This window comes from Mucilaginibacter panaciglaebae, assembly GCF_039539265.1.
GTDB classification, from domain to species: domain Bacteria; phylum Bacteroidota; class Bacteroidia; order Sphingobacteriales; family Sphingobacteriaceae; genus Mucilaginibacter; species Mucilaginibacter panaciglaebae.
Genome location: NZ_BAABCV010000008.1, coordinates 61,216 through 86,353 on the forward strand (window position 1 = coordinate 61,216; position 25,138 = coordinate 86,353).

Consider the following 25,138-nt stretch of genomic DNA (forward strand, 5'->3'; position numbering starts at 1 on the left):
AAGCAAGAAGTGCTTATCTTAGCATCACAGTTCATTAATTTATTAAACAGGTCATGGTTCTTGCAAATAGTTTTTGCAGCTATCAAAAAAAGGGGGGGGAGGTAAAAATGCTACTCGTGAGTAGCCCAGCCGGTTAGAGCATGTGCTCCTAAAAGTATACGGTTTTGTATAAGGTCTTCTATGACTGCATTACAAATACTGCTCAAATTAACAGATTTATTATATTAAGGGACAATATGTGGCATGCATGGGGTGCTGGAGGTCGTGGGTTCGAATCCCGCCATCCCGACAGATTTACAAATTAGGCCGTCAAATAACGCCTGTGCAAGCGTTATTTATTTGCTCTGTGTAAAGTCCCGGCCATCTGAATAATAAAATTCGCTAACCTGTCTGTATGGCCGATGCAGGTTGTTTGGAGAAAATTCACGACGGCACCAGGTCTCGCGATACCATTTTTCAAATGGCGGCCGCTCGGCTTTTAAAATTTCGCCTTCATAAATAAACAAAGGTTCTAAAGCCTTCTTCACCTGAGCCATAATTTCATCTTTTGAATCTTTTTTCAAAGCTTCAGCCAAAATTAATGCAGCCTGTGTCGGGCGCCAGTCAACCAACATCCCCAGCGATATCTGTTCATAAAAATACTGCTGCTGCTGTTGGTTCATGGATTGGGCAGATTTTTGTATCAACTTGTGGAACGAAGCATATTGTTTTTCTCTATCCCTAAACTCCTGGATCTGCGACTCGGCCATAGGCTGCACATCTTTTCCTTTAAGCTTATCCTGCAACTTCCGGAGAATTTCCTGCAGCAAATCAGATCCCTGCCATAAGCTATCTGAGGCATGAATAAGCTTGTAATAAATATCATATGCCTTCGTGGCGGCATCATAAGCCTCAGGCCCGAAATATTCTTTCGTCCACCAGTTAATATATGCCCCCCCGGGGTCTGCATTTTCGATAAGTCCGGAATCTCCCCACGTAATTTCCGCCAACATTCTTGCCTCCATAACATACTCCCTTAGCTCCGAAACATTGGTCAGAACGTATTCTGTCGCTCCCGAATCAATAATAGCCTTAAATTCTTGTGCTATTTTTAAAGGCGATACTACGTGAGTGATCTGTTTGGTAATTTGTTGCGGCCCCATATACGCAAGGTGATAGTAAACCCCGTGTTTCCATTTTCCTGATTCTTTCGGCAAGTCGCGCATATGGCCGTCATTGTCATCAGGCCAGATAATCATAACGTCTTCAGGCAGGTTAAATGCTTCTTTATTCTTGCTATATATATCAAGCATTTCTGTATAAAGCGTAAAATGAAAAAGCGGCTTTTTATCCTTCGGAATCATTTTTTTCACTAGTTGTACCTGAATGTTAATTGCCTCATTGTATACCGCTATTTTTGTGGCATCTGACATACCTTTCGGAAACTGATAAGAACGATCATCTATCCCACGTAATCCCACCGGCCAGATAGCATCCAGATGCTTATTTTCTTCCACTCCGGCCTGCCAATACCTGATCATATTTTCCTTATTTTTAAACCAATCCCATTGTGGTGTTACGCCACGCTGTTCGGCCAGTTTGAAATTTTCAAAACCAAATGGGTTTGATAGTAAAATATCGTAATGATGCGAGGTGTAATACAAGCCCCAATCGCTGGCCATTTTTTGAATCTCGTAGCGGCGATGCACCCTTGTATAAGGCGCAACCATATTCATGCGTAAACGAAGGGCCGTTTCAAAATAGCGTTCGTACCAGACGGTGGCTACATCCCCTGTCCATATAGGTAAGTCAATTACATTAAACGGGCGCGGCAGAATATCTTCATCATCATGAAAAAACCCACGATATTTAAATTTTGGAGGTGCTATAATGTGCGTTGTCTTCTTTAAAATAAGCGGATCATATTGCACCGGCCTGTAGTTAGTCCATATATAAAGCGGATCAATACCCAGCCTTTCACTAAGCGTATAGGCAGCGTAGGCAGTACCACGTGCATCAGCGCCGACTAACCAAATGGTATTTTCGGTGGTTTTAATTTGGTAGGCCTCCCATTTATCTTTTAGTTGGTTGATATCTATTTCATCCGGCAGTTTTATATCGCCCAACGTAACCAGCCTGATATTAACTTTACTTTCATCTGGCGCCTCCATTACCGCAGGTTCATATCCTGATATTTTTTTTATATCACTTGCCAATACCCTGCCCGCCTTTTGTACAATCGAACTCTCCGAGCGATCAATAACTATCTGACAATTTTGTAAAGAGATATCTCCCGGTTGCTTTGTCCCGGTTTGCACCCATGATCCCCATCTGGTGCCGGTGTAGCCTTGAAAATATTCATCAGCATCGCTACTACTTACGGGTTTAATATTTTGCCCCGGTAAGTTTGAAGCAATAAGCAGAGAGCCCAGTGCTGTGGCTCCCGTTTTAAGGAACCCCTTACGTGATATATTGTCTTTCATGTTCAGTTAAATATGGATATCTGCTTACAGATATACCTGGTTCAAAATTGGAAGTTATAATTAGTGCCGGCTTTTAAAAAACCAATAACAGATGTCTCAAATTAACGCAAACGATTGTTTAAATACAAACTTTATTTTTCACGCCAATTCCACTCTATTATATAACCTGCATATTTATAGCTAATAAAGTTTAAAAAATCCACGATTGTCACTTAAACAAACGATTGTTCATAACTTCCATAATTAGTAATCCGGATTTTTATATTTTTGTAGGCAACTATGGAAAAAAAAGCCAACATCATCGATGTCGCCAGATATCTTGGAGTAGCCACATCTACTGTTTCGAGAGCTTTAAAGGACCATCCTTCCATTAGTGCTAAAACCAAAAAGCTCGTATTTAATGCCGTCCGCGAGTTAAACTATTCGCCAAATAAAATTGCAGCAAATCTGCGTAGCGGAAACGGAACGGCTATCGGGGTAATTATCCCTAAGATCAATAGCAATTTCATGTCTAACTGTATTTTCGGAATCGAAAATGTAATTTATCCTTCGGGCTATAACCTGATCATTTGCCAATCCACAGAACATTATGAAAAAGAGCTGAGCAATGTCAAAACATTGATTGACAGCCAGGTTTCGGGAATACTTATTTCTGTGTCAAATGAAACTGTTTCGACAGGTCATTTGGCCATGGTCAAAGCTAATAACATTCCCCTGATCATGTTTGACCGCATCACCGAATCGCTCCAAGTTGATTGTATTGTTAATGACGACACCAGGGGCGCCTATGAAGCAATAGAACATTTAATTGAACAAGGATACAGCAAAATTGCGTTGCTAAACGGGCCGGAGCACATTTACGTTTATAAAAACCGCTATCAGGGCTATAAACAGGCCTTAGCTTCAAACAACCTGGATTTACAACCAGATTGGATAATTCAAAACATCAACACCCAGAGCAACGCTTATCAGGCTACCTGCTTACTATTGGATAGTAAGCATCCGCCCGACGCCATATTTTGTGCAAGCGATACTTTAGCACTTGGCGTATTGGAGGCGCTGAAACAACGAAATATTCAGTCGCCTGAGCAAATAGGTGTAGTTGGGTATGGTAATGATATTTATGGAGATCTGACCACTCCAACATTAACATCTGTCGAACAGTTTCCGCAAGAAATAGGCGCAAGCGCCGCACAAATAATGTTGCAGATCTTAGAAGATAAAAACGTAAAAAGTATTCCGAAAACCATATCGATCAGGCCCCGGCTTATTGTGCGGCGATCTTCATCCCGGAAAGTAAAACCTAGCATTTAAGAAAATGGATAATTCTTCATTAAAAGATAAAGTAATAATAGTTAGCGGGGGCACCGGCATTTTGGGCGAGGCCTTTGTTAAGGGCATAGCCGCTACGGGTGGCATAGTTGGCATTTTGGGCCGTAATGAAAAAGTAGCACAAGAACGTGCGTCTGCAATAACTGAGGCAGGTGGTAAGGCGTTGGCTTTGATAGCTGATGTTATGAAAGAGGATGAATTATTGGCTGCCCGTGATAAAGTATTAGCCAAATTTGGGCAAATTGATGGTCTGGTTAACGCCGCGGGCGGCAATATGCCAGGCGGAATAATACAACCGGAGGCTGATGTTTTCAAACTGAATATGGACGGGTTGCGCCAGGTGATGGAACTTAATTTGTGGGGCACACTCATACCCACCCAGGTTTTTGGCGAGGCAATGGGTAAGGCCGGCAAAGGCAGTATCGTCAATATATCAAGTATGGCATCACAGAGAGTGATTACTAAAGTTTTGGGGTATACGCTGGCTAAAACCGCTATTGATGCTTACACCAGGTGGTTTGCAGTAGAAATGGCCAACCGTTATGGCGATAAATTGCGTATGAATGGTATTGCTCCCGGCTTTTTCCTTACTGAACAAAACCGGGCACTGCTTACACAGCCCGATGGCAGCTATACAGATCGGGGCAATCTGGTGGTAAAGCAAACTCCCTTTAAACGATTTGGCGAACCTGACGAACTTATAGGAGCGCTACTCTGGTTATTAAGCGATGCATCAAAGTTCGTGACCGGAACAGTAATTAATGTTGATGGAGGCTTTGCCGTGAACAGTGGTGTTTAATTAAACAACGTCTTGAAACGTACAAAATTCCCACATTATATATGTAAACTTAAAACAGCTATGCTGGTTCTAATATGCGCGCGCGCCGTAAAATAGCGGCAATAATGAGCATACTTATATAGCTCCAAACCACATTATTTAATAAAAACTCAAAGCTTTGGCCGCGCCAGAATATTTGAAATAAGCCAGAGAACACAAGAGCAGCCCCTAAAATATAACCTCCAAATAGCGACTCTGCCTGCTGACATATGCGTTGCGCCGCCGCACCATATATAAAAAGAAAAATAAATATACCCCACCCGCCCCATGATAAGTAAGCATCAACTATAAAGGGAGGTTTTGCCGATACTCTTGAGTAGGGGTTTATAACGCCGGCATCATATACTCGCTGCATCACCAACTGTTCTGTTACCGGTTTTGACGGCCAAAGAATCCGCGGTACCAAAACAATAAGCGATTGTTTAACCAGTTCAAAATGGTAATAACCCACGTTCTCAGGAGTACTTTCAACAAATGTCGTAAACATCCCAATTTCACTTAAACGACCAACCAGAAATGTCCAGGTACCTTCATCTGCAGTAGCACCCTGATTAATTGCCGCATCCAGGGCTTCTGAGGTAGCCACATCTGCATTTGTATCGCCAGCCCAACTGGTTTGCCTTATTACATTTACATAAGTAGGCAACACTAAAAAAAGCAATAGCAAAGTCGGAACGAAAATTATCAGCACCATCTTTTTATAAATAGGATATAAAAAAACGCCCAGCACCATTACGCTTAATATAATAGGCTCTTTAAAACCTGATGTCATAGCCGCATAAAAGTTGAGCGCATAAAACATTGCACATACCGCGATGTTTACAAATTTCTTTTGCGGAATGGCAAACGCCAATCCCAATGCCGAAGCCATAAAGCTCAAAGCATTAAACTGGTTGGCAAACTGAGATAAGCCGGGAAGTTTTAAAAATAAAATGGCTAATGGGAATGAAAAAATAGCAGCGTAATATAGCAATTGAGCAAACTTGCCCGGCTGTACCCTATATCTGGGAGCTTTTGGATATTGCATAAAAAACAAAATACCTGATACCATTGCTGCGTGTCCTAAACAATAATAGCGTTGACATTGCGCAGCTAAGGCCAGCTTGTATGGGTCTGGAAGGTAAAAAGGCACAGCTGTAAAGTTATTATAACCCAAAAGCGACATAAAATAAAAAATCGAAGTACAACACATGTACCCGGCAAAAATGATCTGAACAAGAACAATTGGGCGCATTATTTGCTCGGCGAAGCTCCGGTCGTCGGGCAGAGGGACAATTCGGCCTGTCAGTGTCATAAAGAAAATATAAAAAGAACCCAACCAGGCAATGAAATAAGAAAATATAGGTTGCTCTTTAAAAATCAGCGCAAATATCCAGGGCAGATAGAGTAAAATAAATTTTTCAAATACAAAACTACGATTCATCTGCGTAACTCTGAATTAGTGTTTCTTCAATAGCCTCAGCTATTGAAATGAAATTCCACGGTTGTATTATTTTTTTTGATTGCGCACCCATTTGCGCTAAACTATCTTTATCAGATGTTAGGCGCAATAAAGCGTCTGTTAACGCCTCAACCGATTGGCTTTTAAAAATTTCTCCATTAATATTATACCTGACTAAATCAACCGCACAGCCAACCTTATTTGAAACCAAAACTGGTTTAGCTGCAGCCATTGCTTCATTAACTGCAAGCCCCCATGTTTCGCCCGGCCCGGCAGAGGGCATACAAAAAAGATCTGCTGCCTGATAAACCACCGGTATTTCAGACTGATTCATGAAATCCATAAAATGAATACGACTTTCAATAGCTGCGGCATTCTTCAATCCTCTTTCTAATTCGCCGTTCCCGACAAATAACAAGTGCAAATTAGGTTTCTTTATTTTTTTAAACGACTCTAATAAAAGGTGTGGATTTTTTTTCGCTTCAAATTTTCCGGCAAATAATAGCAGGATATCATCAGGCTTCAGACTTAGACTATCTCGTAAAGCAAGCACTTCCTGATTGCGGCTAATATAAAAACGCGCATTGTCTACCGCATGCGGGGCGAATATCAATTGGCTATCAATCAATCCAACTGTCTTAAAATATGCTTTATTGTTGGCACCTACATAAAAAGCGTAATCAACCTTACGATATATCCATCGCAAAAAGACATTTTTTATTGCCGACCTGACACCCGGGCCCATATCAAGCATTGTAGAATCGCCTCTAAAAAAAACCGGTAACTTACCCTTAAAATAACGCATAGCCGATAAATGCCCTTTGTACGCCCATCCAAAAATCAATACAGCATCTGGCTTCCAGTCTTCTATTTGCTGATTTAAACCAGGTGTTACAATGCCTTTAAAATGATGCGACCCTTTGTTAGCCGCAGTATTTAACACCCACTCATATGGGTAACCGTCCAGCAGGGGCACATCCCATTGAATATGTTTCTGAAATCCCGGATCATATTTTTGCAGAGCGGCCTCACCCCAGGTATAAAACACTTTAATTGAAATACGCCCCCGTTTATGCAATAGCTTAAATACCGGAGCATAATATTGAATGGGATGTGTTGTAACAATGGCTAAGCGCTTCATCTATTTTTAGCTATCACTTATAGCAATAATACCATATAAATCTATGATTATAAAGCGCATATGTTTAAGATAACAGCACCAGGCAAACAAAACGTATGGATTCGGACGCTACTAACGGTTCATTGGTCAATATCTTTTGATGATCTAAAGGTCTTAAAACAAGTAAGGTCCCTGATGGGCAGGGACCTTTACTAAACCAATTATAAACCTAAATTATGAGAAGACTTTTTCTATTCTGCTATCGGAATCTTGTCCCGTTTGCATGGTGTAAAGGTAACACTAAGTTTTTTACTGTGCAAATTTATTTTTGTAATTTTTTTGTCAAAACGAATAGGCCGCCTATCACATTCTCAATTTATTAAACAAAACGTTAGCATTGTGTTAATTATTTGAGATTTTTTACAATTTACAACCTTCACAGAACAATTTTTACCCAAAATGACTCACCCAGAACACCTTGGACTTATTTTTTAGCCCCTTTTTACACCAAATAGCTAAAAAATGTCAAACATCGTTGCATTTTTATTCTTTTAGACCAATTTTCGATCCATTTGTTACCAAAATTATGTTGCCATGAAAAAAAATATTTTTTCATATTTTTTTGACAGATAATAGGTCTGTTAATATCATTCGACCAACGTATTTAACGCAGCGCTAAATTATTGCTTAGTACTAACATGTATGTTAAAATGGTTTTACATTTTTGTAGCTACCCAACTTTGGCATCTTTATCAATGGAATGGCGTATATTAAGCATGGCCGTTTCGACTATTGCCACGATTTTGCATTTGGCCAATCGCAAAAAGATACAAAACAAGCCTAAAATTGTACACTCTTAAGTACTTTTAAAAATTTCTGAATTCTGGTTTTCTATACACTTTTAAAATTCTGCATATTTTACCACCGTGTTAATATATACTGATTTTCAGCATTTTACACAACATTGTAAAATATTTCAGATTTGTTGATGGCTTTTTATAGAGGATTTTAAATTCTTGGCACTTAATTGGAATAGTGTTTATCAACCATCAACTATTATATGATTGTTGAAGATAAAAAACCCGGCGAGGCTAAAGAAAAAGAATGGGAAAATCCTAAGGATCCGACCGAGCCTACCGACGAGCGCGATAAAGAGCAACTGCTAAGACAATACAAAGAAGCTAAACGTCGCCACGACAATTTAACTGAAGATGATGATCAAAAAGACAAAACAAAATAACAAGACATTAAAACATACATTATGAAAACCATTAACCAGAAACCAGCAGTGAGTAAATTAGTTGCTCAGTTTGACAACCAACTCAGAGAGATCATAATGAATGATCTAAAAATGTTAAAAGGCGCAAAAAGTCAATTTTTAAGAGCGATCAGAAACGAGCAATTGTCTGTTGCTTAGATTATAAATTATTAACCTAGTACACATCTACCTATGAAAACTTCACAGAAACCAGCAACCAGCAAATTGTTAATCCGTTACGATAACGAGTTAAAAGCATTGTTAATGCAAGACCTTAAAGCTTTCAAAGAAAAAGGTCAGTTCATCAGCAACAACCAGCCAGCTGCACAACAAGCTGCCTGATCAATCATATACATCTACCTATAAAAATTTACTACCTATGAAAAAAATAGAGCCCTGCAATTTGTAAGGCTCTATTTTTTTGAATTGGTTTTGCGCCTTTACGGGGTTGCCTTTTTAGATTTTTGCAACAAACTTAACCCTGCGCATACACCGGCCAATAAAGAAAATGCAGCGGCGAAGGAAAAAAAATATACATATTCTGTAAATGCCAGCAATAGTAGAAAAATGGTTAAAAAAGCTATCGGCTTCGCCTGTATACTATAAGAAAAATGCCATAACAGCGCTGCTACCAGCAGCAGCACAAAAATCATACTTATGCCATAGCCCTCGTAAAAGTTTGCAAAAGATACTTGCCGGCCCATAAATTGAAAATGGATGTTTTGCATATCATTAATGACATTGCCTACTTGTGCGTTAGGCGCTTTTTTCCACCCAAGCGTTCCAAAAGTATGGCCAAATGCATGCAGCAGTATTAATACAGCCGCGATACGAAGTGATAATTTTGCGCTCATGCCAATTGATTCGTCAGATCTTTATACAGATTGAAGATCATGCCCCATCCCTCATCCATCATTTGTATGGTTTTGCCGCTGCCAAGTTTATTCAGATCGTGGTGCTGAAGTATGACCCGGGTTGTTGTGGGGCTTTCGGCAATAAATTGGACCTCAACTCTTGTAGTGAGCTGATCATCAAACTTAAAATCTCCATTAATCTGCCAGTTGAGCACTAACAGGTTATAGGGATCCCAAACCAACACATAGCCAATTTCCACCTCGCTTCCATCTTCGTGTGTGGAATACCAACGACCATTGAGCTGGTTTTCTAATGATAATTTAACCATTGGCGCGGTTCCGATATGATGACTCTTCGGCCACCAAAGACCCATTTTTGTAGTAAATACATTAAAGGCTGTCTCCTGTGAGGCCTCTACCAGGAGTTCTTTTCTGATTGATGTCATAGTTTCGGTCATTTTCTTTCGCTTTAATTGTTGTCTAACCTTTCTTCCTTTTCGGCCAGTGCTTTAAAAGCCTCAAGCGCGTCATCCCAAAATTTATCCAGATAATTTCGCATAGCCAATATTCCTTCCTTGTTCAACTCACAAATGCTACGGGTGCCTTGCTGTTGGATACTGATGAGTTTGGCCTCTTTTAGTACCTTAAGGTGTTGCGATACCGCTGGCCGACTAACAGGCAGACCATCTGCAATATGAACAACCGATAACGGGCCCTGTTGTAGCTTTTCGAAGATTGCTCTGCGTGTTGGATCACCGAGTGCATTAAACGCCTGATCATAGTTTTCGGCTGTTTGCATAGTTATTGGTAAGCATTTACTTACCGTAAGTACAAACTTACCAATAGTTTTGATATTTACAATATTTTTTTGTCAGATAAATCAGAAGTCAAAAATCTGCCCGCCTGTAAAAAAGGCCTTGTTACTCCGGGTGTTTTGCTCCGGATTTCGAACAGCAAGAAACCACATAGTCACTTATTTCACAACCACTTAACAGCATTTTGCTAAAGCTTTATTCTGCTCTAAGTGTTTCACTTTAATTAAATAAGTACGTGGTTATTAATATTTAGCCAAAAAGCGTTTTAGATGTTTCAATTAAAGTGAAACATTACTATGTTGGCTTTTAAGCATTAGCATACTTCACGATCAACGCCGCCGTTGTAGCAGAAGCACCGGGTGCGCCCATTTTTTCATCGAGTGCATCGTAATTAGCTAACATTTCGTCGCGGTAATTCTCATCATTCAATATTAAATCCATCTCTGCGCCGATTGCTATTGGGTTGCAATCTTCCTGGATCAGTTCTTTGACGATACCTCTATCAACAATCAAATTCACCAGCGATATAAATTTGATCTTAACCACCATGCGCGCAATGGCTATAGAGATATTGTTTCCCTTATAAACAACCACCTGCGGCACATTAAATAAAGCGGCCTCCAGTGTAGCAGTACCCGACGCTACGATAGCCGCATGTGCGTTGGTCAAGATGTCATAAGTAGCATTGAACAGCACCTGGATGTCACGGCCTTTAACGTATCGCTGATAGTAACCGGCAGTGAATGAAGGCGCGCCGGCTATTATAAACTGGTAATCTGGAAACTGGTCGGCTACTGCCAGCATATCTGGTAGCAAATAATTAATTTCTTGCTTGCGGCTGCCGGGTAGCAAGGCAATGATCCGCTTTTTGCCCAGATTGTTTTTTTCCATAAAGGCAGTATCCGGTTTAAATGCGGCTACTGCATCCAGCAGCGGGTTACCTACATAATCAACCTTCATACCCCAGCCATGGTAAAAGTCAACTTCAAACGGCAGTATGCAAAACAAGTAATCAACAACTTTTTTTATTTTTAGAACGCGCTTCTGGTTCCAGGCCCAAACCTTTGGCGATATATAATAATATACCGGCAATACACGGTCTTTGGCAAAGGCTGCAATCTTTAAATTAAAGCCGGGAAAGTCAATCAGGATCAGTACATCCGGTTGGTAGCCTGCAATATCTTTTTTACAAAAAGCAAGATTTTTCAAGATGGTGCGCAGGTTAGCTATCACCTCAAAAAAACCCATAAAGGACATGTCGGCATAATGTTTAACCAGCGTGCCGCCCTGTGCACGCATCAAGTCGCCGCCAAAAAAGCGAAATTCGGCTTGTGGGTCAAGCTTTTTCAGCTCCTTCATTAAGTTGGCCCCGTGCAAATCGCCCGAAGCCTCGCCGACTACCAGATAGTATCTCATTGCACGCGTCTTTAAGTATTAAACTTCCAGCTATTTAACAAAGGGATGGCATGATGAGCCGTCATATCAAACTGGATAGGGACTACCGACACATAGTTGTTCTCTAAAGCCCACGAGTCAGTATCCTCTCCACGGTCATTCAGTTGAAATACACCGCTAAGCCAATAATATGGACGTTTGTAGGGATCAAGGCGCTCATCAAATTCTTCGGCCCATTTAGCATTGGCCTGGCGGCATATTTTAATACCTTTCACGTGGGCACCTGCAGGGAAATTTACATTAAGTAAAGTTGCGGTTGGCAAGCCGTTAGCCAATACCTGCTGTGCTATTTCTTTTACATATTTGGCGCAGTGGCTGAAATCAGCTTGCATAGTGTAATCATCCAACGAGAAACCAATGGATGGAATACGCTCAATAGCGCCCTCAACTGCTGCAGACATGGTACCCGAATATAATACGTTAATGCCATTGTTCAAACCGTGATTAATACCCGACACACACAAATCAGGCTTTTTACCCTTAAATATTTTGGTGACCGCCAACTTAACACAATCGACCGGAGTGCCCGAGCAGGCGTACATTTCGATACCCTCATAAATGTCAACCTTATCCAATCGTAAAGGTTTACCTATAGTGATAGCGTGCCCCATGCCAGATTGCGGGCTGTCAGGCGCTACTACTACTACACGGCCCAAGTCTTTCATCACGTGCATCAGCACTTTGATACCAGGGGCGGTTATGCCATCGTCGTTTACAACTAATATATTAGGCTTCGTGTTTGTCATTACAATTCAAAATTAAAAAAGCTCCTCGAAAGGAGCCTTTTTATTTACAATTCGTTAAGCCATTTTACCAGTTCATCGCGGCCTTTGCCGGTTTTCTGCTGTAGCTTGCCTAATAGCTCGTCGTCTTTCCCTTCTTCGCGGATCAGGTCATCATCTGTCAAGTCGCCGTAAGCTTGTTTTATTTTTCCTTTCAGCTCGTTCCAGCCGCCTCTTAATTTTAAATCGCTCATATGTTTTTCAATTTGCTATATATAAGCAACAAGCGCAGGCAAGTTAAAGTTTAGAATATTCCAATATCTTCTCTCTTAACCTTGACGCTACAGCGCTCCAGCTTTGATCTCATCGACCACTGCCGGATCAAGCAAAGTCGACACATCACCTAAGTTAGAAGTATCGCCTTCGGCAATTTTTCTCAATATCCGCCGCATAATCTTACCAGAACGTGTCTTAGGCAAACCACTTACAAACTGGATCTTATCCGGTTTGGCAATTGCACCTATAATACGCGATACTGTCATCATGATATCCTTACGGGTTAATTCTTCGTCATCCTTTTTATTAGGCGCTACCACAAATGCATATACACCCTGCCCTTTAATATCATGCGGATAACCAACAACAGCCGACTCAACCACCGTACTATGCATATTAATAGCGTTCTCTACCTCGGCTGTACCAATACGGTGACCGGATACATTCAGTACATCGTCCACACGGCCGGTAATTCGGTAATAACCTTCCTCATCGCGCAAGCAGCCATCGCCTGTAAAATACATATCCGGATAAGCGGCAAAATAGGTTTGACGGCAGCGCTCATGGTCGCCATAAGTAGTGCGCAGCATGCCCGGCCACGGGAATTTGATACAAAGGTTTCCGCTTACACTGTTACCTTCAATCACCTTTCCTGTTTCGTCTACTAATACGGGTTGTACACCGGGTAGCGGCAAACCGGCATAGCCAGGTTTTAACGGTGTCACGCCGGCAATAGCACTTATCATGTGGCCACCGTTTTCTGTTTGCCACCAGGTATCGACCAATGGGCATCGGCCATGACCTATCTTTTCGTCAAACCAATGCCAGGCTTCTTCATTAATAGGTTCGCCTACGGACCCCAGCTTGGTTACCGAGCTCAGGTCTTTAGCCTTTAGCGGATCATCGCCAAAACTCATTAATGAGCGTATAGCCGTTGGGGCGGTATATATAATGTTAACCTTAAATTTATCAACTATATCCCATAATCTGCCCGGGCTTGGATAAGTTGGTATGCCCTCAAACATGAGCGAAGTAGCGCCTTGCGATAGCGGCCCGTAAACAATATACGAGTGGCCGGTTATCCATCCAATATCTGCCGTACAGAAATAAATTTCGTCGGGCTGATATTGAAAAGTGGTGTCGAAAGTAAACCCGGTATATACCATATAACCGCCGCAGGTATGCACCACACCCTTGGGTTTACCTGTTGAACCTGAGGTATAAAGGATAAATAGCATATCCTCAGCGTCCATTTCCTCGGCAGGGCATTCTTTGGTTCCCTGGGTTTCTACTTTTTTTATCTCATCTTCCCACCAAACATCGCGCCCTTTGATCATGGCAACCGGTGTACGTGTACGGGTAAGCACGATAACTCGTTGCACCGACGGGCAAGTTACCAAAGCATCATCAATGATTGATTTCAATGAAATTTCCTTATTACCCCTAAAACTACCATCAGCGGTGATCACGATATTACAATCAGCATCCTGTATTCTGTCGGCTATGGATTGTGCGGAGAATCCACCAAATACCACCGAGTGGATTGCCCCAATCCTGGCGCAGGCTAACAATGCAATAGCCAGTTCGGGTACCATCGGCATATAAATACATATACGGTCGCCTTTCTTTGCGCCATTGTTTTTAAGCACATGAGCAAACTGGCAAACTTTATCATGCAATTGACGATAGGTGAGTATGCGATGATCCTCTTTCGGGTCGTTTGGTTCCCAGATAATGGCAGCTTTATCACCTATAGTATCCAGATGGCGATCAAGGCAGTTCTCCGTAATATTCAATTTAGCACCTTCAAACCATTTAATCCGGGGTTCCTTAAAGTTCCATTCTAAAACCTTATCCCACTTTTTTCTCCATTTGAAAGTATCGGCTATACCGGCCCAAAATGCTTCGGGCTGTTCAACACTATATTTATAAACTTCCTTGTAGTGCTCAAAAGAGGTAATTTTCATAATTGGGTAATTGGTGAGCGAAAATTAGTGATTTATCTATAAAAAATACATTTTATTGGAAATGGTTTGTTTGCAATGGGGTTAAATACCCATTAAATAATGTTGCGCTAAGTGCGGCGCTGCCCCAGATGCGTGTGGCGCAGAGAGCGCATCCCGGCGCAGTAATTAAGCATTCCCGTCAAATTACAATGCCGAATTATATTTTTTCAAAATATTTTAAAAACAGTATTGTCTATTCCACTTAAAATCCTGATATTTGCAATCCCTTTAATAAAAGGGTTTTAAAAACAATTGTCATGTCAAGAATTTGTGATTTAACAGGAAAAGCGTCAATAGTTGGTAACAACGTTTCTAACTCTAACCGCAAAACTAAACGCAGGTTTCATCCAAACCTTAAACTTAAAAAGTTTTATATCCCTGAAGAAGATAAATGGATTACTTTAAAAGTATCTACATCAGCTGTTAAAACTATCAGCAAAAACGGGATAACAGCTTGTATCAACAAGTTTGTAAAAAAAGGATATATATAGTAGAAAGATTAGAGATTGAAGATTGGTGATTAGTTGTGATACACTTCATCAAATCACTCATTCACTCATTCGCTCATTCAATAATTAAAAAGAGATGGCTAAGAAAGGTAATAGAGTTCAGGTAATATTAGAATGTACAGAGCATAAAGCAACTGGTTTGCCAGGTATGTCTCGTTACATCACTACCAAGAATAAAAAGAACACAACTGAAAGATTAGAGTTGAAAAAATTCAACCCGGTTTTAAAGAAAGTTACTGTTCACAAGGAAATTAAGTAAATTGGTTGATTAGGTGATTGGTTTGATTAAGTTTATTAATAAAACCACATTCACCTCATTCAATAATTCACTCATTCAATAATTAAAGAAACATGGCAAAGAAAGTAGTTGCAACCCTAAAAACTGGTCAGGGTAAAGAATATTCAAAAGTTATCACAATGACTAAGTCGCCAAAAACCGGTGCTTATTCATTCAAAGAGGTTATCGTTCATAACGATCACGTAAAAGACGCGATCGCTCAGTCGAAAGCTCAATAATTAACTTTGTTAAAAGCATAAAAGCCGTCTTGTATTAACGAGAGGGCTTTTTTTGTTTACCTCTCCCCGGCCCTCTCTCCAAAAGAGAGGGGGTTAACATGGAGATTTAAAAACAAAAGCTACATTTATACTTAATAAATTAATAAAATATCTCTCCTCCCCCTGGGGAGGTTGGGAGGGGCCGTACGCATGGGACTATTTGATTTTTTTAAGAAAAAAGAAAGCACACCGCAAGAGCAGGAGGCGCTTGATACAGGTTTAGAAAAAACCAAGGACAACTTTTTTTCAAAAATTACCAAAGTAATTGCCGGCAAGTCAACCGTCGATGACGACGTGCTTGATGAGCTGGAAGAAGTACTGGTAACATCAGATGTGGGCGTGCAAACCACGCTAAAGATCATCGACCGTATACAGGCACGCGTTGCACGCGATAAATACGTAAGCACTGCCGACTTGAACACTTTACTGCGCGACGAAATACAACAACTGCTGGCCGAAAACAACAGTAATGATTTTTCAAGCTTTGAATACGGCGACCATAAACCTTATGTAATAATGGTTGTGGGTGTTAACGGTGTTGGCAAAACTACAACTATTGGCAAACTGGCTCATAAACTAAAAGCTGCCGGTAACAAGGTAGTGCTTGGCGCGGCTGATACTTTCCGTGCCGCGGCTGTAGATCAGATTAAACTTTGGGGTGAACGCGTGGATGTTAAAGTAGTAGCCCAGGCGATGGGGTCAGACCCGGCGTCTGTGGCTTATGATACTTTAAAATCGGCTACAGCCAATGGTGATGATGTGGCAATAATTGATACGGCAGGCCGTTTGCATAACAAAGTAGGACTGATGAACGAGCTGACCAAAATAAAAAACGTAATGCAAAAGGTAGTACCCGGTGCTCCGCATGAAATATTACTGGTGCTTGATGCATCAACCGGTCAGAACGCTATTGAGCAATGCAAACAATTTACCGAAGCTACCGCCGTTAACGCTCTGGCATTAACCAAACTGGACGGCACCGCTAAAGGTGGTGTAGTAATAGGTATATCAGACCAGTTTAAAATACCCGTAAAATATATCGGCGTCGGCGAAGGCCTTGATCATTTACAATTGTTTGATCGTAAAGCATTTGTTGATAGTCTGTTTAAAAATTAGAATAGTTTGTCATCCTGAGCGATAGCGAAGAATTGCCCAGCGGCGAATCCATAGTTTTCAGCTCTTCGCTATCGCTCAGGATGACAAAAAGTGAAAAAGATACATGAGGACGAAAGAAGTAATCAAGCCTATCCAACCCAAGAAGCCACGCGTAAATGTTGTAACCTTAGGCTGTTCTAAGAACGTGTACGACTCTGAGATTTTGGCTGGCCAATTAAAAGGTAATGCTTTTGATGTGGTGCATGAGGCTAATAAAGTGAGTAAGGATGATATTATTGTCATCAATACCTGCGGGTTTATTGACAACGCTAAACAAGAATCCATAGATACCATTCTGCAATACAGCGAGCTGAAAGATCAGGGCAAAGTGGGTAAGGTTATTGTTACCGGATGCTTATCTGAACGCTATAAACCCGAGTTGGAAGCCGAATTAACCAGTGTCGATGCCTATTTTGGCACTAATGACCTGCAGAACTTACTGTCATCTATAGGTGCCGACTATAAGCATGAACTCATTGGCGAGCGTTTGCTGACCACACCGTCTCACTTTGCTTACTTTAAAATTGCCGAGGGCTGCAACCGCCCTTGCTCGTTCTGCGCTATTCCGTTGATGCGTGGTAAGCACTTGACTACACCGATTGAGGATTTGGTTAAGGATGCACAAAAATTAGCTAAAAATGGCACCAAAGAGTTGATATTGATCGCCCAGGACCTGACGTATTACGGTCTTGACCTATATGGTAAACGAAACCTGGACGAATTGCTTCGTCGCTTGTCAGACGTCAATGGTATTGAATGGATTCGCCTTCAATATGCGTATCCTTCAGGTTTTCCGATGGAAATTCTGGAGGTAATGAACGAGCGCGAAAATATCTGCAAATATATGGACATGCCACTCCAGCATATCAGCGATAACATGCTGAGATCAATGCGCCGCGGCACCACTAAACAAAAAACCATTGACCTGGTCAATGAAATACGCAATCGCGTGCCGGGCATCGCAATGCGTACTACGCTGATTACCGGCTATCCGGGCGAAACCGAACGTGACTTTGAAGAGATGCTGCGGTGGGTTGAAGATACTAAGTTTGACCGCCTGGGGTGCTTTACTTACTCGCACGAAGAGAAAACACATGCTCATTCGTTGATTGACGACGTGCCCGAGGAAATTAAACAACAACGAGCCGATACGATCATGGAAATGCAGCAGGAAATATCGTTCGAAAAAAATCAGGAAAAGATCGGCGAAACGTTCAAAGTATTGATTGACAAAAAAGACGGACCCTACTTTGTTGGCCGTACTGAATTTGATTCGCCGGAAGTTGATAATGAGGTACTGATAGACGCCGCCGTTGACTATGCAACCATCGGCAGTTTTGTAAATGTTAAGGTTGACTCAGCGGAGGATTTCGATCTTTATGGACATATAGTGAGGTAAGAATCGCCGATCTGTGCACGGATAGTCACGCCGGTTTAGCACATGTATAGATTCTTCGCTACGCTCAAGAGAATAGTTCTCCCGTTGGCCGAAGCGACATTTCTTTTATAACTATCCTTCCGTTTCTTTATTGTAAAATAAAACAAACCCATTGTGTATAAAGTTAAATGATTTTACATTTGACCAATGGACGTTGCCTGTATAAGCTATAAAGAAACCGGATACTTTTCTCCAACGGTTGTCGACTACCTGGAAGACAAACCAGAATTAAGACCTTTTTATAACCACCGTCCCACTCTTGAAGGTTTTGCCGAACTGCTAAAAAACAAAAAAGTTATCGCCGACCGCCAGCTATTAGCAGATACGTTAACAGATCAATACCAGATCATTGTTAGATATGCCCGCATCTGGGACCCGCTGTTTGGTATATCTGAACAGGTAAGGCAAAACATTAATAGTTTAAGGCAGGAGAATACTTATACCATTACCACCGGTCACCAGTTAAATATTTTTGCCGGTCCGCTGTATTTTATTTATAAAATAGTTACTGCGATTAAACTGGCGCAGCAGCTCAAAGAAAAATTTCCAGACAAAAACTTTGTACCGGTTTATTGGATGGCGTCAGAGGATCACGATTTTGCAGAGATAAACTACACCACCATAGGCGGTAAAAAAGTTCACTGGTGGCACGATGCTTCCGGTGCCACCGGGCGTATCCACCCGGAAACGATGCGCCAGGCGCTTAATCAATATAAAGGGGTGTTGGGGATCAATGGATTTTCGGCCGATTTAGGTAAGATAGTGGAAACTGCTTACACTAATTTCGATAGACTGGCTGATGCTACCCGCTATTTAGTGAATGAATTGTTTGGTCAATACGGCCTGGTAATTATCGATGCAGATAACCGCGGATTCAAAAAGCAGTTCGCTCAAATTATTGAGAAAGACATTATCGAACAAAATAGCTTCAAAAATATCAGCGCTACTAATGAAGGGTTAGTAAAGTTGGGTGTGCACATACAAGTAAACCCGCGGGAGATCAACTTCTTTTATTTAAAAGGCACATTGCGCGAGCGTTTGATTTTTGAAGACGACCAATATAAAGTTTTAAATACTGAGATCACTTTTACAGAAGCCGAACTGAAACAGGAAATAAAATCTTTCCCCGAAAGGTTTAGTCCGAACGTGGTAATGCGTCCGGTATATCAAGAGTGCATTTTGCCGAATATTGCGTACATCGGCGGTGGTGCAGAAGTGGTTTATTGGTTAGAACTAAAGTCAAACTTCGAACATTATGGGGTTAATTTCCCAATACTGATATTGCGTAATTCCGGATTGGTTATACGTAAAGAATCGGCAGCCAAAATCAAGCGGATGGAGCTCACTCCTGCTGATTTGTTTAAACCTACCGAAGTCCTTAAAAATTATTGGATTAAAAAACACAGCGACCACGAGCTGTCGTTAAAAACCGAATGGGCCGGACTGACCGCTATTTTTGATCAGCTTAAACAAAAAGCCATCCAGATCGACCCAACACTCGGCCCATCAACCGAGGCAGTTCAAACACGCTTAAAAAAATCGATAGATAATTTGGAAAAGAAATTGATCCGTGCCGAAAAGCAAAACTATCATACCCGCTTAGAGCAAATAGATCATATTAAAACCGAATTATTCCCCGGTGGCAGTTTACAGGAGCGTAACGAAAACTTTGGTTTGCTCTACGTTAAGTGGGGGCAGGCTTTTATTGACGAGCTGATCCGCCGTTTTGAGCCTTTGGATTTTGAATTTGCGGTGCTGACCGAGGCGTAATTAGTTTGGCTGGAAGACGATTTTTGTTAGCTTTCTGCCCTGGTACTTCTCAATATCATAGGTTGTTCAAAAACCAACAATCCAAATCCTAACAAATCAGATAATGGCACAGAAACGCCTGTAGATTCAACGCCAACCATAACATCCCTTTATTAATCATGTCACAGGCACAATAAGCATTATCGCAAGGAAGGCTATTGGTAAAAGTCACGAAGACGGCGACCAATTTACAGCAGGCTTTACTACTGGTGGTGCTATAACAGTTGATAATGCGGGCAACGTTTATGTAGCAGACCAATACAGAATCCGGAAAATAACCCTGAAATAACAAAGCACTTAGAGACGATCATACTATATTTGCAGATGATCGTCTCTGAATCTACCTTAAGAAATTTTACCGAGAACGTTTTCCTGGCCATGGGTTGCAGCAAAGAGCATGCTGCGCTGGCTGCGGATGTGTTATTACTGTCTGACATGCGCGGAATTGACTCGCATGGCGTTGCAAGGCTAACCGGTTATGTGCGCCTTTGGCAAAAGCAGCGCATTAATGCCACTCCTGCCATCAAAATAGTACATGAAACACCAACCACTGCTACCATTGATGGCGATGCAGGTTTAGGTTTGGTTGTTGCTCCCTTTGCCATGAAAGTGGCTATCCAAAAAGCTGAGCAGTATGGTTCCGGATGGATATCTATTCGCAATTCTAACCACTTTGGTATCGCGGGTTATCATGCACTAATGGCCGTGCAAAAAGATATGATTGGCTTTGCCATGACCAATGCCAGTCCGCTGGTTGCGCCCACTTTTTCAAACGAACGTATGTTGGGCACCAACCCTATGTGCTACGCCTTTCCGGCAGGTAAATATCCGCCGGTAATTGTGGATATGGCGACATCTGCTGCTGCCAATGGCAAATTAGAGATTGCCCAACGCGCACGCAAACCAGTGCCAGAAGGGTGGGTACAAAACGCAACAGGAGGGTATACTACCGACCCGCACGCCTTAAAAAGCGGGGGCTCACTTCTTCCTTTAGGTAGCGATTATGAACATGGAAGCCACAAGGGGTTTGGCTTGAGCGCTACGGTAGACATTTTATCGGCTGTATTATCGGGTGCTAATTATGGGCCGTGGGTACCGCCATTCGTATCATTCCTCGAACCACCTGCCGACCCGGTGGGCACCGGTATTGGCCACTTTTTAGGTGCTATGCGGGTAGATGGTTTTCGCCCGGTAAATGAGTTTAAGGAGCATATGGATAATTGGGTATCGCGCTTTAAATCAGCGTCTCCTATTAATCCCGATCAAGGGGTAATCATTCCCGGCGAACCTGAATATTACGCTGAACAGGACAGACGAAAAAACGGCATACCTATAGTTGACGCGGTAGTAAAAGATTTACATGAGGTGGCAGACAAATTGAATGTCGCTCCGCTTACCCCGCCCTCCCTCTAAAAGGAGGACTTGGGGAATGTTAGCTTGATTATAGATACAAAAAAAGCGGCTCGGTAATTACCAAGCCGCTTTTTTGTATCTATACTTCCCCTCAGAAGAAGGGGTCTAATGAATTATTTTAAAGAATCTGCTCCATCTGATCTTACCGAGAAATGAAGCCTGATCGTCCAGGCTTAGCCATATAAAAAGGGCCTTTCCTACAATGTGATCCTCCGGTACAAAGCCCCAGAAACGTGAGTCGTCAGAATCATGGCGATTATCGCCCATCATCCAATAATAGTTCATTTTAAAGGTATAGCTATCGGCTTTTTTACCGTTGATCAGAATATCGCTGCCTATAACCTGTACCTTATTATTTTCATAAACAGCAATACACCGCTCATAAAGAGGATAAGTCACACTATCCAATTTTACAGTCCAGCCTTTCTTAGGGATAATAATCGGGCCGTAGTTATCTACGTTCCAATGGTAATCATGAGGCTTGCCCGGCAAATCTAAGCTTGGCGGACCAACCGGATGCTGCGGATTAGTTGGATACACGTAATCCGGTTCTCCCGGTTGTCTGATATTCGGGGTAACAGTAACCCCTGAATAACCCTTAAGTGCATTATAAGAATCCTGAGTCATGAAAGGATACGGATTCTGTTCATACCGCTGAATATGAAGTTCATCTTCCACATCCGGGTTTAAAGGCGTCTTAGAGGTAACTGTGTAATCCAACTGGCTTTCGGGCGGGTTTGGAGCGGCTTTACCATTTATATATACCTGCGCTTTGACAACACTCAACGTATCGCCGGGCGTGCCCTGGCAACGTTTGATATAATTCTCCCGTTTATCGACCGGCCTGAAATATGGAGAATCGGCATCCATCGGATAGTTGAATACGACAACATCGCCCTTTTTCACCTCGCTTAATCCGGGCAAACGGTGATAGCCCAGTTCCCAGCCATCCCAATATGCTTTGGTATTTATCAAAGGCATGGTATGATGTGCAAACGGAAAAGATATAGGTGTCATTGGCGTACGCGCACCATAGTTTATTTTGCTCACAAACAGAAAATCTCCTACAAGTAACGATCTTTCCATTGACGGCGTGGGGATAGTATAAGCCTCAATTAAAAACGTACGTATTATGGTAGCGGCTATTACTGCAAATACAATGGCATCTGCCCATTCGCGGGTTTTTGATTTCTTTTTAGCCTTGGTTTTGGTGTTTTTTTTATTCCAGAATTTCCAGTTCATTATCTTTAAAAATATGCTTAAAGTAGTTTATTATCAGGATAAATCAAACATATCCTCTACCGAGTAAAAGCCGTTCTTGCCTTTTATCCATTCGGCCGCCAAAACTGCGCCCAACGCAAATCCATTGCGATTATGAGCCGTATGTTTGATCTCTATAGTATCAACTTCCGAATCATAAATTACAGTATGAGTGCCTGGCACGCTGTCAATGCGGTGAGACTCGATCAGCACATCCTCTGCCTTGGCATTATCTTCAACCGGGTTATTGGCATCTGTCAAAATATTTATCCATTGCTTCTTCTGATCTAAATTATCTATAATGCCTTCGGCGATGGTAATTGCCGTACCACTGGGCGAGTCCAGTTTTTGCAGGTGATGAATTTCTTCAACCTGCACATCGTAATACGGATGATTATTCATCAGTTTTGCCAAAACCTTATTGACATGGAAAAATATATTTACGCCCACACTAAAGTTGGTACCGTAAATAAATGCGTTATCGCTGTTGTTATATCGTTGTTTTATTTCGGTTATTTGCTGGTGCCAGCCGGTGGTGCCTACTACTATAGGCAACCCTGCATCAAAGCAATGATTTATATTGGCCAGCACAGTACCCGGTGTACTGAACTCAATAGCCACGTCGGCTTTTTGCAGATTTTCGGTAGTTAGGTCTTGCTGGTTATCGTAATCAATTTTCAATACGATCTCATGTTTACGGTCGAGCGCGATTTTTTCGATAATCTTGCCCATTTTGCCGTAACCTAATAATGCAATTTTCATTCTTCGTTGTTTTGACAGGCAAATATAACCTGCTTTATGGAAGTGTAAAGGTAACTTTTAAACCCGGAATAAAAACATCGCCTAAAGTTTGCGCATAAACCGGCGAATTAATCAACGTGGGCCTAAGCTTAACACTGAAATCGCTGTCCATTGAATAAGAATGCTTAAACTTAGCATCCACATACGCGTCAATGGTTTGTATACCCCAGCCGGCAACAAAAATCAATACAGCTAAATCGCGGTAGCGCGCGTAACCTCTGGTTGCATCTGTAATAGACTGATCAGGGTATCCTACATAGTTTTGATAAAGCTGATAATATTTGTCGCCTGGAGCGGGCTGCGTACCGCGGGCGCGATAGCGTGCAATAGCTAAATCCTGCGTATACAGATCCTGGTTAAAGCGGTACATCAATACCAACAAGGTAAAACCGGTATAAATAATAGGCACTTTCCAATACTGCCGGTTATAAACCTGGCCCCATCCGGGAATAATAACCGAGCGATGCCAGGCTTTGGTAGGGCTGTGCAAACTATCGGGATGATATAGTTTTGGGCTTGTCGCTATTTTGGGCACAAAGGGCTTTGACTTTACCGAATCGCGTTTTTCCTGCAAGCTGTCGGCCTTACTTTTTGCCGGCATGGTTGGGTTAACAGGTGTCTGCGCGCGCGCTGAAAAAGCGAAAGCTATTATAAAGCCAGTTATAAAAAGGTATTTCTGCATAAGTTACCAGTCCAACATTTCAAGTATGCGGGCAAGATCATCCTCGGATAAAAAAGGAATTTCAATAATACCTTTACCTTGATTGTTCACCTTTAATTTAACCTGCGAGCTAAACTTAGAGGCAAGATCGTCCTGAATCTTCTGAAACTGAAACGATACCGGCTCGGGTTGCTTTCCTTCCTTTTTTGTACGTCCTTTTTGCAAATCGCGTACCATCTCTTCCACTTTACGAACGGATAAACCCTGCTCAATGATATGTTTATGCAAATATAATTGTTGCGCCGGGTCTTCGACAGTGATCAAAGCCCTGGCGTGGCCCATACTTAACTCGCCATCGCGAATTGAGGCTTGTATGGTTGGCGGTAATTTTAATAAGCGTAAATAGTTATTTACGGTAGACCGGTTTTTGCTGACACGCTCGCCTAATTCTTCCTGCTTAAGCCCTACCTCGTCTAACATCCGTTGAAAGCTAAGCGCTACTTCAATGGCATTCAGGTTTTCGCGCTGAATGTTTTCAATTAGTGCCATTTCCAGCATTTGCTGGTCATTCGCGGTACGCACGTAAGCCGGGATCTGCGTTAGCCCTGCCAGTTTTGAAGCCCGTAACCGGCGTTCGCCCGATATTAGTTGATAATGATTAGCACTAACTTTTCTTAACGTAATAGGTTGGATAAGCCCTTGCAATTTGATCGAAGCCGACAAATCGGCCAGGGCCTGTTCATCAAACTCTGTACGTGGCTGAAAAGGGTTAACCTCAATCTCAGCTATCTTAATTTCATTAACCGAGCCAAGAGGATTAACCTCAGAAGCCACTGCACCTATATTAGCGTTGCTACCGTTTGTGTTATTTGATTTTTTGTAGGGAAGTACATTTTCAGAATCATTTAACAGTGCGCTCAACCCCTTGCCTAAAGCATTCCTTTTTTCTGCACTCATT

General features: G+C 41.9%; 26 protein-coding genes. 12 read left to right on the forward strand and 14 right to left on the reverse strand.

Annotated elements, in window-relative coordinates:
- Positions 1–335: 335 nt before the first annotated feature.
- Positions 336–2,462: a glycosyl hydrolase 115 family protein gene (locus ABD772_RS11945; RefSeq protein ID WP_345104518.1), complete on the reverse strand. Its 2,127-nt coding sequence runs from the start codon at positions 2,460–2,462 to the stop codon at positions 336–338.
- A 279-nt stretch (positions 2,463–2,741) separates the two neighbouring features.
- On the opposite strand from ABD772_RS11945, the gene ABD772_RS11950 reads away from it, so the two are divergent.
- Complete coding sequence (locus tag ABD772_RS11950; RefSeq protein WP_345104520.1) at positions 2,742–3,776, forward strand: LacI family DNA-binding transcriptional regulator; 1,035 nt, start codon at positions 2,742–2,744, stop codon at positions 3,774–3,776.
- A 4-nt stretch (positions 3,777–3,780) separates the two neighbouring features.
- Entirely contained in the window at positions 3,781–4,593 is an 813-nt protein-coding gene (locus ABD772_RS11955; protein WP_345104523.1) for an SDR family oxidoreductase, read from the forward strand.
- Between the two features lie 58 nt (positions 4,594–4,651).
- Here ABD772_RS11955 and ABD772_RS11960 read toward each other — a convergent pair whose 3' ends face one another.
- Both ABD772_RS11960 and ABD772_RS11965 read right to left on the reverse strand, forming a co-directional pair.
- Positions 4,652–6,055, reverse strand: a complete 1,404-nt coding sequence (locus tag ABD772_RS11960) for an exosortase Y-associated Wzy-like protein (RefSeq protein ID WP_345104525.1) — start codon at positions 6,053–6,055, stop codon at positions 4,652–4,654.
- On the reverse strand, positions 6,045–7,214 hold the full coding sequence (locus ABD772_RS11965) for a glycosyltransferase family 4 protein (protein WP_345104528.1): 1,170 nt from the start codon (positions 7,212–7,214) through the stop codon (positions 6,045–6,047). Before ABD772_RS11965 ends, ABD772_RS11960 begins: the two co-directional genes overlap by 11 nt.
- A gap of 1,039 nt (positions 7,215–8,253) precedes the next feature.
- Here ABD772_RS11965 and ABD772_RS11970 point away from each other — a divergent pair.
- The 3 genes from ABD772_RS11970 to ABD772_RS11980 are packed head-to-tail and all read left to right on the forward strand — an operon-like array spanning position 8,254 to position 8,793.
- On the forward strand, positions 8,254–8,433 hold the full coding sequence (locus ABD772_RS11970; protein WP_345104531.1) for a hypothetical protein: 180 nt from the start codon (positions 8,254–8,256) through the stop codon (positions 8,431–8,433).
- 21 nt (positions 8,434–8,454) lie between these two features.
- Positions 8,455–8,610, forward strand: a complete 156-nt coding sequence (locus ABD772_RS11975; RefSeq protein WP_345104534.1) for a hypothetical protein — start codon at positions 8,455–8,457, stop codon at positions 8,608–8,610.
- A 33-nt stretch (positions 8,611–8,643) separates the two neighbouring features.
- A complete protein-coding gene (locus ABD772_RS11980) occupies positions 8,644–8,793 on the forward strand; it encodes a hypothetical protein (RefSeq protein ID WP_345104537.1) in 150 nt (49 codons plus the stop codon).
- A gap of 98 nt (positions 8,794–8,891) precedes the next feature.
- Here ABD772_RS11980 and ABD772_RS11985 read toward each other — a convergent pair whose 3' ends face one another.
- The 7 genes from ABD772_RS11985 to acs form a co-directional block, all read right to left on the reverse strand.
- On the reverse strand, positions 8,892–9,305 hold the full coding sequence (locus ABD772_RS11985; RefSeq protein ID WP_345104540.1) for an LIC_13387 family protein: 414 nt from the start codon (positions 9,303–9,305) through the stop codon (positions 8,892–8,894).
- The gene (locus ABD772_RS11990; protein ID WP_345104543.1) at positions 9,302–9,751 is read right to left on the reverse strand and encodes an SRPBCC family protein; all 450 of its coding nucleotides are present in this window, start codon (positions 9,749–9,751) and stop codon (positions 9,302–9,304) included. The genes ABD772_RS11985 and ABD772_RS11990 overlap by 4 nt, the downstream gene beginning before the upstream one ends.
- A gap of 23 nt (positions 9,752–9,774) precedes the next feature.
- Positions 9,775–10,104: an ArsR/SmtB family transcription factor gene (locus ABD772_RS11995; protein WP_345104546.1), complete on the reverse strand. Its 330-nt coding sequence runs from the start codon at positions 10,102–10,104 to the stop codon at positions 9,775–9,777.
- A gap of 322 nt (positions 10,105–10,426) precedes the next feature.
- Entirely contained in the window at positions 10,427–11,536 is a 1,110-nt protein-coding gene (gene lpxB / locus ABD772_RS12000) for a lipid-A-disaccharide synthase (protein WP_345104549.1), read from the reverse strand.
- A gap of 11 nt (positions 11,537–11,547) precedes the next feature.
- Positions 11,548–12,321 carry a 5'/3'-nucleotidase SurE gene (gene surE, locus ABD772_RS12005; RefSeq protein WP_345104552.1) on the reverse strand — a complete coding sequence of 258 codons (774 nt, stop codon included), beginning with the start codon at positions 12,319–12,321 and terminating at the stop codon, positions 11,548–11,550.
- Between the two features lie 44 nt (positions 12,322–12,365).
- Entirely contained in the window at positions 12,366–12,551 is a 186-nt protein-coding gene (locus ABD772_RS12010) for a CsbD family protein (protein WP_345104555.1), read from the reverse strand.
- An 87-nt stretch (positions 12,552–12,638) separates the two neighbouring features.
- Positions 12,639–14,540: an acetate--CoA ligase gene (gene acs / locus ABD772_RS12015; protein ID WP_345104558.1), complete on the reverse strand. Its 1,902-nt coding sequence runs from the start codon at positions 14,538–14,540 to the stop codon at positions 12,639–12,641.
- 296 nt (positions 14,541–14,836) lie between these two features.
- Here acs and rpmB point away from each other — a divergent pair, with 296 nt between their 5' ends.
- From rpmB to ABD772_RS12050, 7 genes are all read left to right on the forward strand, one after another.
- Complete coding sequence (gene rpmB / locus ABD772_RS12020) at positions 14,837–15,070, forward strand: 50S ribosomal protein L28 (RefSeq protein ID WP_144247620.1); 234 nt, start codon at positions 14,837–14,839, stop codon at positions 15,068–15,070.
- A 94-nt stretch (positions 15,071–15,164) separates the two neighbouring features.
- Positions 15,165–15,347, forward strand: a complete 183-nt coding sequence (rpmG, locus tag ABD772_RS12025) for a 50S ribosomal protein L33 (protein ID WP_345104567.1) — start codon at positions 15,165–15,167, stop codon at positions 15,345–15,347.
- A 92-nt stretch (positions 15,348–15,439) separates the two neighbouring features.
- Entirely contained in the window at positions 15,440–15,604 is a 165-nt protein-coding gene (locus ABD772_RS12030; protein ID WP_345104569.1) for a DUF4295 domain-containing protein, read from the forward strand.
- Positions 15,605–15,793: 189 nt separating this feature from the next.
- A complete protein-coding gene (ftsY, locus tag ABD772_RS12035; protein ID WP_345104572.1) occupies positions 15,794–16,759 on the forward strand; it encodes a signal recognition particle-docking protein FtsY in 966 nt (321 codons plus the stop codon).
- 103 nt (positions 16,760–16,862) lie between these two features.
- On the forward strand, positions 16,863–18,197 hold the full coding sequence (gene rimO / locus ABD772_RS12040; RefSeq protein ID WP_345104575.1) for a 30S ribosomal protein S12 methylthiotransferase RimO: 1,335 nt from the start codon (positions 16,863–16,865) through the stop codon (positions 18,195–18,197).
- A 186-nt stretch (positions 18,198–18,383) separates the two neighbouring features.
- Positions 18,384–20,006: a bacillithiol biosynthesis cysteine-adding enzyme BshC gene (bshC, locus tag ABD772_RS12045; protein WP_345104577.1), complete on the forward strand. Its 1,623-nt coding sequence runs from the start codon at positions 18,384–18,386 to the stop codon at positions 20,004–20,006.
- Positions 20,007–20,369: 363 nt separating this feature from the next.
- Positions 20,370–21,458: an Ldh family oxidoreductase gene (locus ABD772_RS12050; RefSeq protein WP_345104580.1), complete on the forward strand. Its 1,089-nt coding sequence runs from the start codon at positions 20,370–20,372 to the stop codon at positions 21,456–21,458.
- Positions 21,459–21,563: 105 nt separating this feature from the next.
- Here ABD772_RS12050 and lepB read toward each other — a convergent pair whose 3' ends face one another.
- The 4 genes from lepB to ABD772_RS12070 all read right to left on the reverse strand — a co-directional run bounded on the left by lepB (position 21,564) and on the right by ABD772_RS12070 (position 25,137).
- Positions 21,564–22,700, reverse strand: a complete 1,137-nt coding sequence (lepB, locus tag ABD772_RS12055; RefSeq protein ID WP_345104583.1) for a signal peptidase I — start codon at positions 22,698–22,700, stop codon at positions 21,564–21,566.
- 33 nt (positions 22,701–22,733) lie between these two features.
- Positions 22,734–23,480: a 4-hydroxy-tetrahydrodipicolinate reductase gene (gene dapB / locus ABD772_RS12060; protein WP_345104586.1), complete on the reverse strand. Its 747-nt coding sequence runs from the start codon at positions 23,478–23,480 to the stop codon at positions 22,734–22,736.
- Positions 23,481–23,514: 34 nt separating this feature from the next.
- Positions 23,515–24,120 (reverse strand): DUF5683 domain-containing protein, encoded by a 606-nt coding sequence (locus tag ABD772_RS12065; protein WP_345104589.1) that lies wholly within the window; start codon positions 24,118–24,120, stop codon positions 23,515–23,517.
- An 84-nt stretch (positions 24,121–24,204) separates the two neighbouring features.
- A complete protein-coding gene (locus ABD772_RS12070) occupies positions 24,205–25,137 on the reverse strand; it encodes a ParB/RepB/Spo0J family partition protein (RefSeq protein ID WP_345104591.1) in 933 nt (310 codons plus the stop codon).
- Position 25,138 lies beyond the last annotated feature (1 nt).

What these genes read in the sequence shown, in the direction of transcription:
- rimO (WP_345104575.1), top strand. Translation starts at nt 16,863, where the DNA reads ATGAGGACGAAAGAAGTAATCAAGCCTATCCAACCCAAGAAGCCACGC.
- ABD772_RS11990 (WP_345104543.1), bottom strand. Translation starts at nt 9,751, where the DNA reads ATGACATCAATCAGAAAAGAACTCCTGGTAGAGGCCTCACAGGAGACA.
- ABD772_RS11945 (WP_345104518.1), bottom strand. Translation starts at nt 2,462, where the DNA reads ATGAAAGACAATATATCACGTAAGGGGTTCCTTAAAACGGGAGCCACA.
- ABD772_RS12050 (WP_345104580.1), top strand. Translation starts at nt 20,370, where the DNA reads ATGATCGTCTCTGAATCTACCTTAAGAAATTTTACCGAGAACGTTTTC.
- ABD772_RS11955 (WP_345104523.1), top strand. Translation starts at nt 3,781, where the DNA reads ATGGATAATTCTTCATTAAAAGATAAAGTAATAATAGTTAGCGGGGGC.
- ABD772_RS11995 (WP_345104546.1), bottom strand. Translation starts at nt 10,104, where the DNA reads ATGCAAACAGCCGAAAACTATGATCAGGCGTTTAATGCACTCGGTGAT.
- ABD772_RS12030 (WP_345104569.1), top strand. Translation starts at nt 15,440, where the DNA reads ATGGCAAAGAAAGTAGTTGCAACCCTAAAAACTGGTCAGGGTAAAGAA.
- ABD772_RS11965 (WP_345104528.1), bottom strand. Translation starts at nt 7,214, where the DNA reads ATGAAGCGCTTAGCCATTGTTACAACACATCCCATTCAATATTATGCT.
- rpmB (WP_144247620.1), top strand. Translation starts at nt 14,837, where the DNA reads ATGTCAAGAATTTGTGATTTAACAGGAAAAGCGTCAATAGTTGGTAAC.
- ABD772_RS12010 (WP_345104555.1), bottom strand. Translation starts at nt 12,551, where the DNA reads ATGAGCGATTTAAAATTAAGAGGCGGCTGGAACGAGCTGAAAGGAAAA.
- surE (WP_345104552.1), bottom strand. Translation starts at nt 12,321, where the DNA reads ATGACAAACACGAAGCCTAATATATTAGTTGTAAACGACGATGGCATA.
- lpxB (WP_345104549.1), bottom strand. Translation starts at nt 11,536, where the DNA reads ATGAGATACTATCTGGTAGTCGGCGAGGCTTCGGGCGATTTGCACGGG.
- ABD772_RS11960 (WP_345104525.1), bottom strand. Translation starts at nt 6,055, where the DNA reads ATGAATCGTAGTTTTGTATTTGAAAAATTTATTTTACTCTATCTGCCC.
- ABD772_RS11975 (WP_345104534.1), top strand. Translation starts at nt 8,455, where the DNA reads ATGAAAACCATTAACCAGAAACCAGCAGTGAGTAAATTAGTTGCTCAG.
- ABD772_RS11980 (WP_345104537.1), top strand. Translation starts at nt 8,644, where the DNA reads ATGAAAACTTCACAGAAACCAGCAACCAGCAAATTGTTAATCCGTTAC.
- ABD772_RS12070 (WP_345104591.1), bottom strand. Translation starts at nt 25,137, where the DNA reads ATGAGTGCAGAAAAAAGGAATGCTTTAGGCAAGGGGTTGAGCGCACTG.
- ftsY (WP_345104572.1), top strand. Translation starts at nt 15,794, where the DNA reads ATGGGACTATTTGATTTTTTTAAGAAAAAAGAAAGCACACCGCAAGAG.
- ABD772_RS11985 (WP_345104540.1), bottom strand. Translation starts at nt 9,305, where the DNA reads ATGAGCGCAAAATTATCACTTCGTATCGCGGCTGTATTAATACTGCTG.
- bshC (WP_345104577.1), top strand. Translation starts at nt 18,384, where the DNA reads ATGGACGTTGCCTGTATAAGCTATAAAGAAACCGGATACTTTTCTCCA.
- acs (WP_345104558.1), bottom strand. Translation starts at nt 14,540, where the DNA reads ATGAAAATTACCTCTTTTGAGCACTACAAGGAAGTTTATAAATATAGT.
- rpmG (WP_345104567.1), top strand. Translation starts at nt 15,165, where the DNA reads ATGGCTAAGAAAGGTAATAGAGTTCAGGTAATATTAGAATGTACAGAG.
- ABD772_RS12065 (WP_345104589.1), bottom strand. Translation starts at nt 24,120, where the DNA reads ATGCCGGCAAAAAGTAAGGCCGACAGCTTGCAGGAAAAACGCGATTCG.
- lepB (WP_345104583.1), bottom strand. Translation starts at nt 22,700, where the DNA reads ATGAACTGGAAATTCTGGAATAAAAAAAACACCAAAACCAAGGCTAAA.
- ABD772_RS11950 (WP_345104520.1), top strand. Translation starts at nt 2,742, where the DNA reads ATGGAAAAAAAAGCCAACATCATCGATGTCGCCAGATATCTTGGAGTA.
- dapB (WP_345104586.1), bottom strand. Translation starts at nt 23,480, where the DNA reads ATGAAAATTGCATTATTAGGTTACGGCAAAATGGGCAAGATTATCGAA.
- ABD772_RS11970 (WP_345104531.1), top strand. Translation starts at nt 8,254, where the DNA reads ATGATTGTTGAAGATAAAAAACCCGGCGAGGCTAAAGAAAAAGAATGG.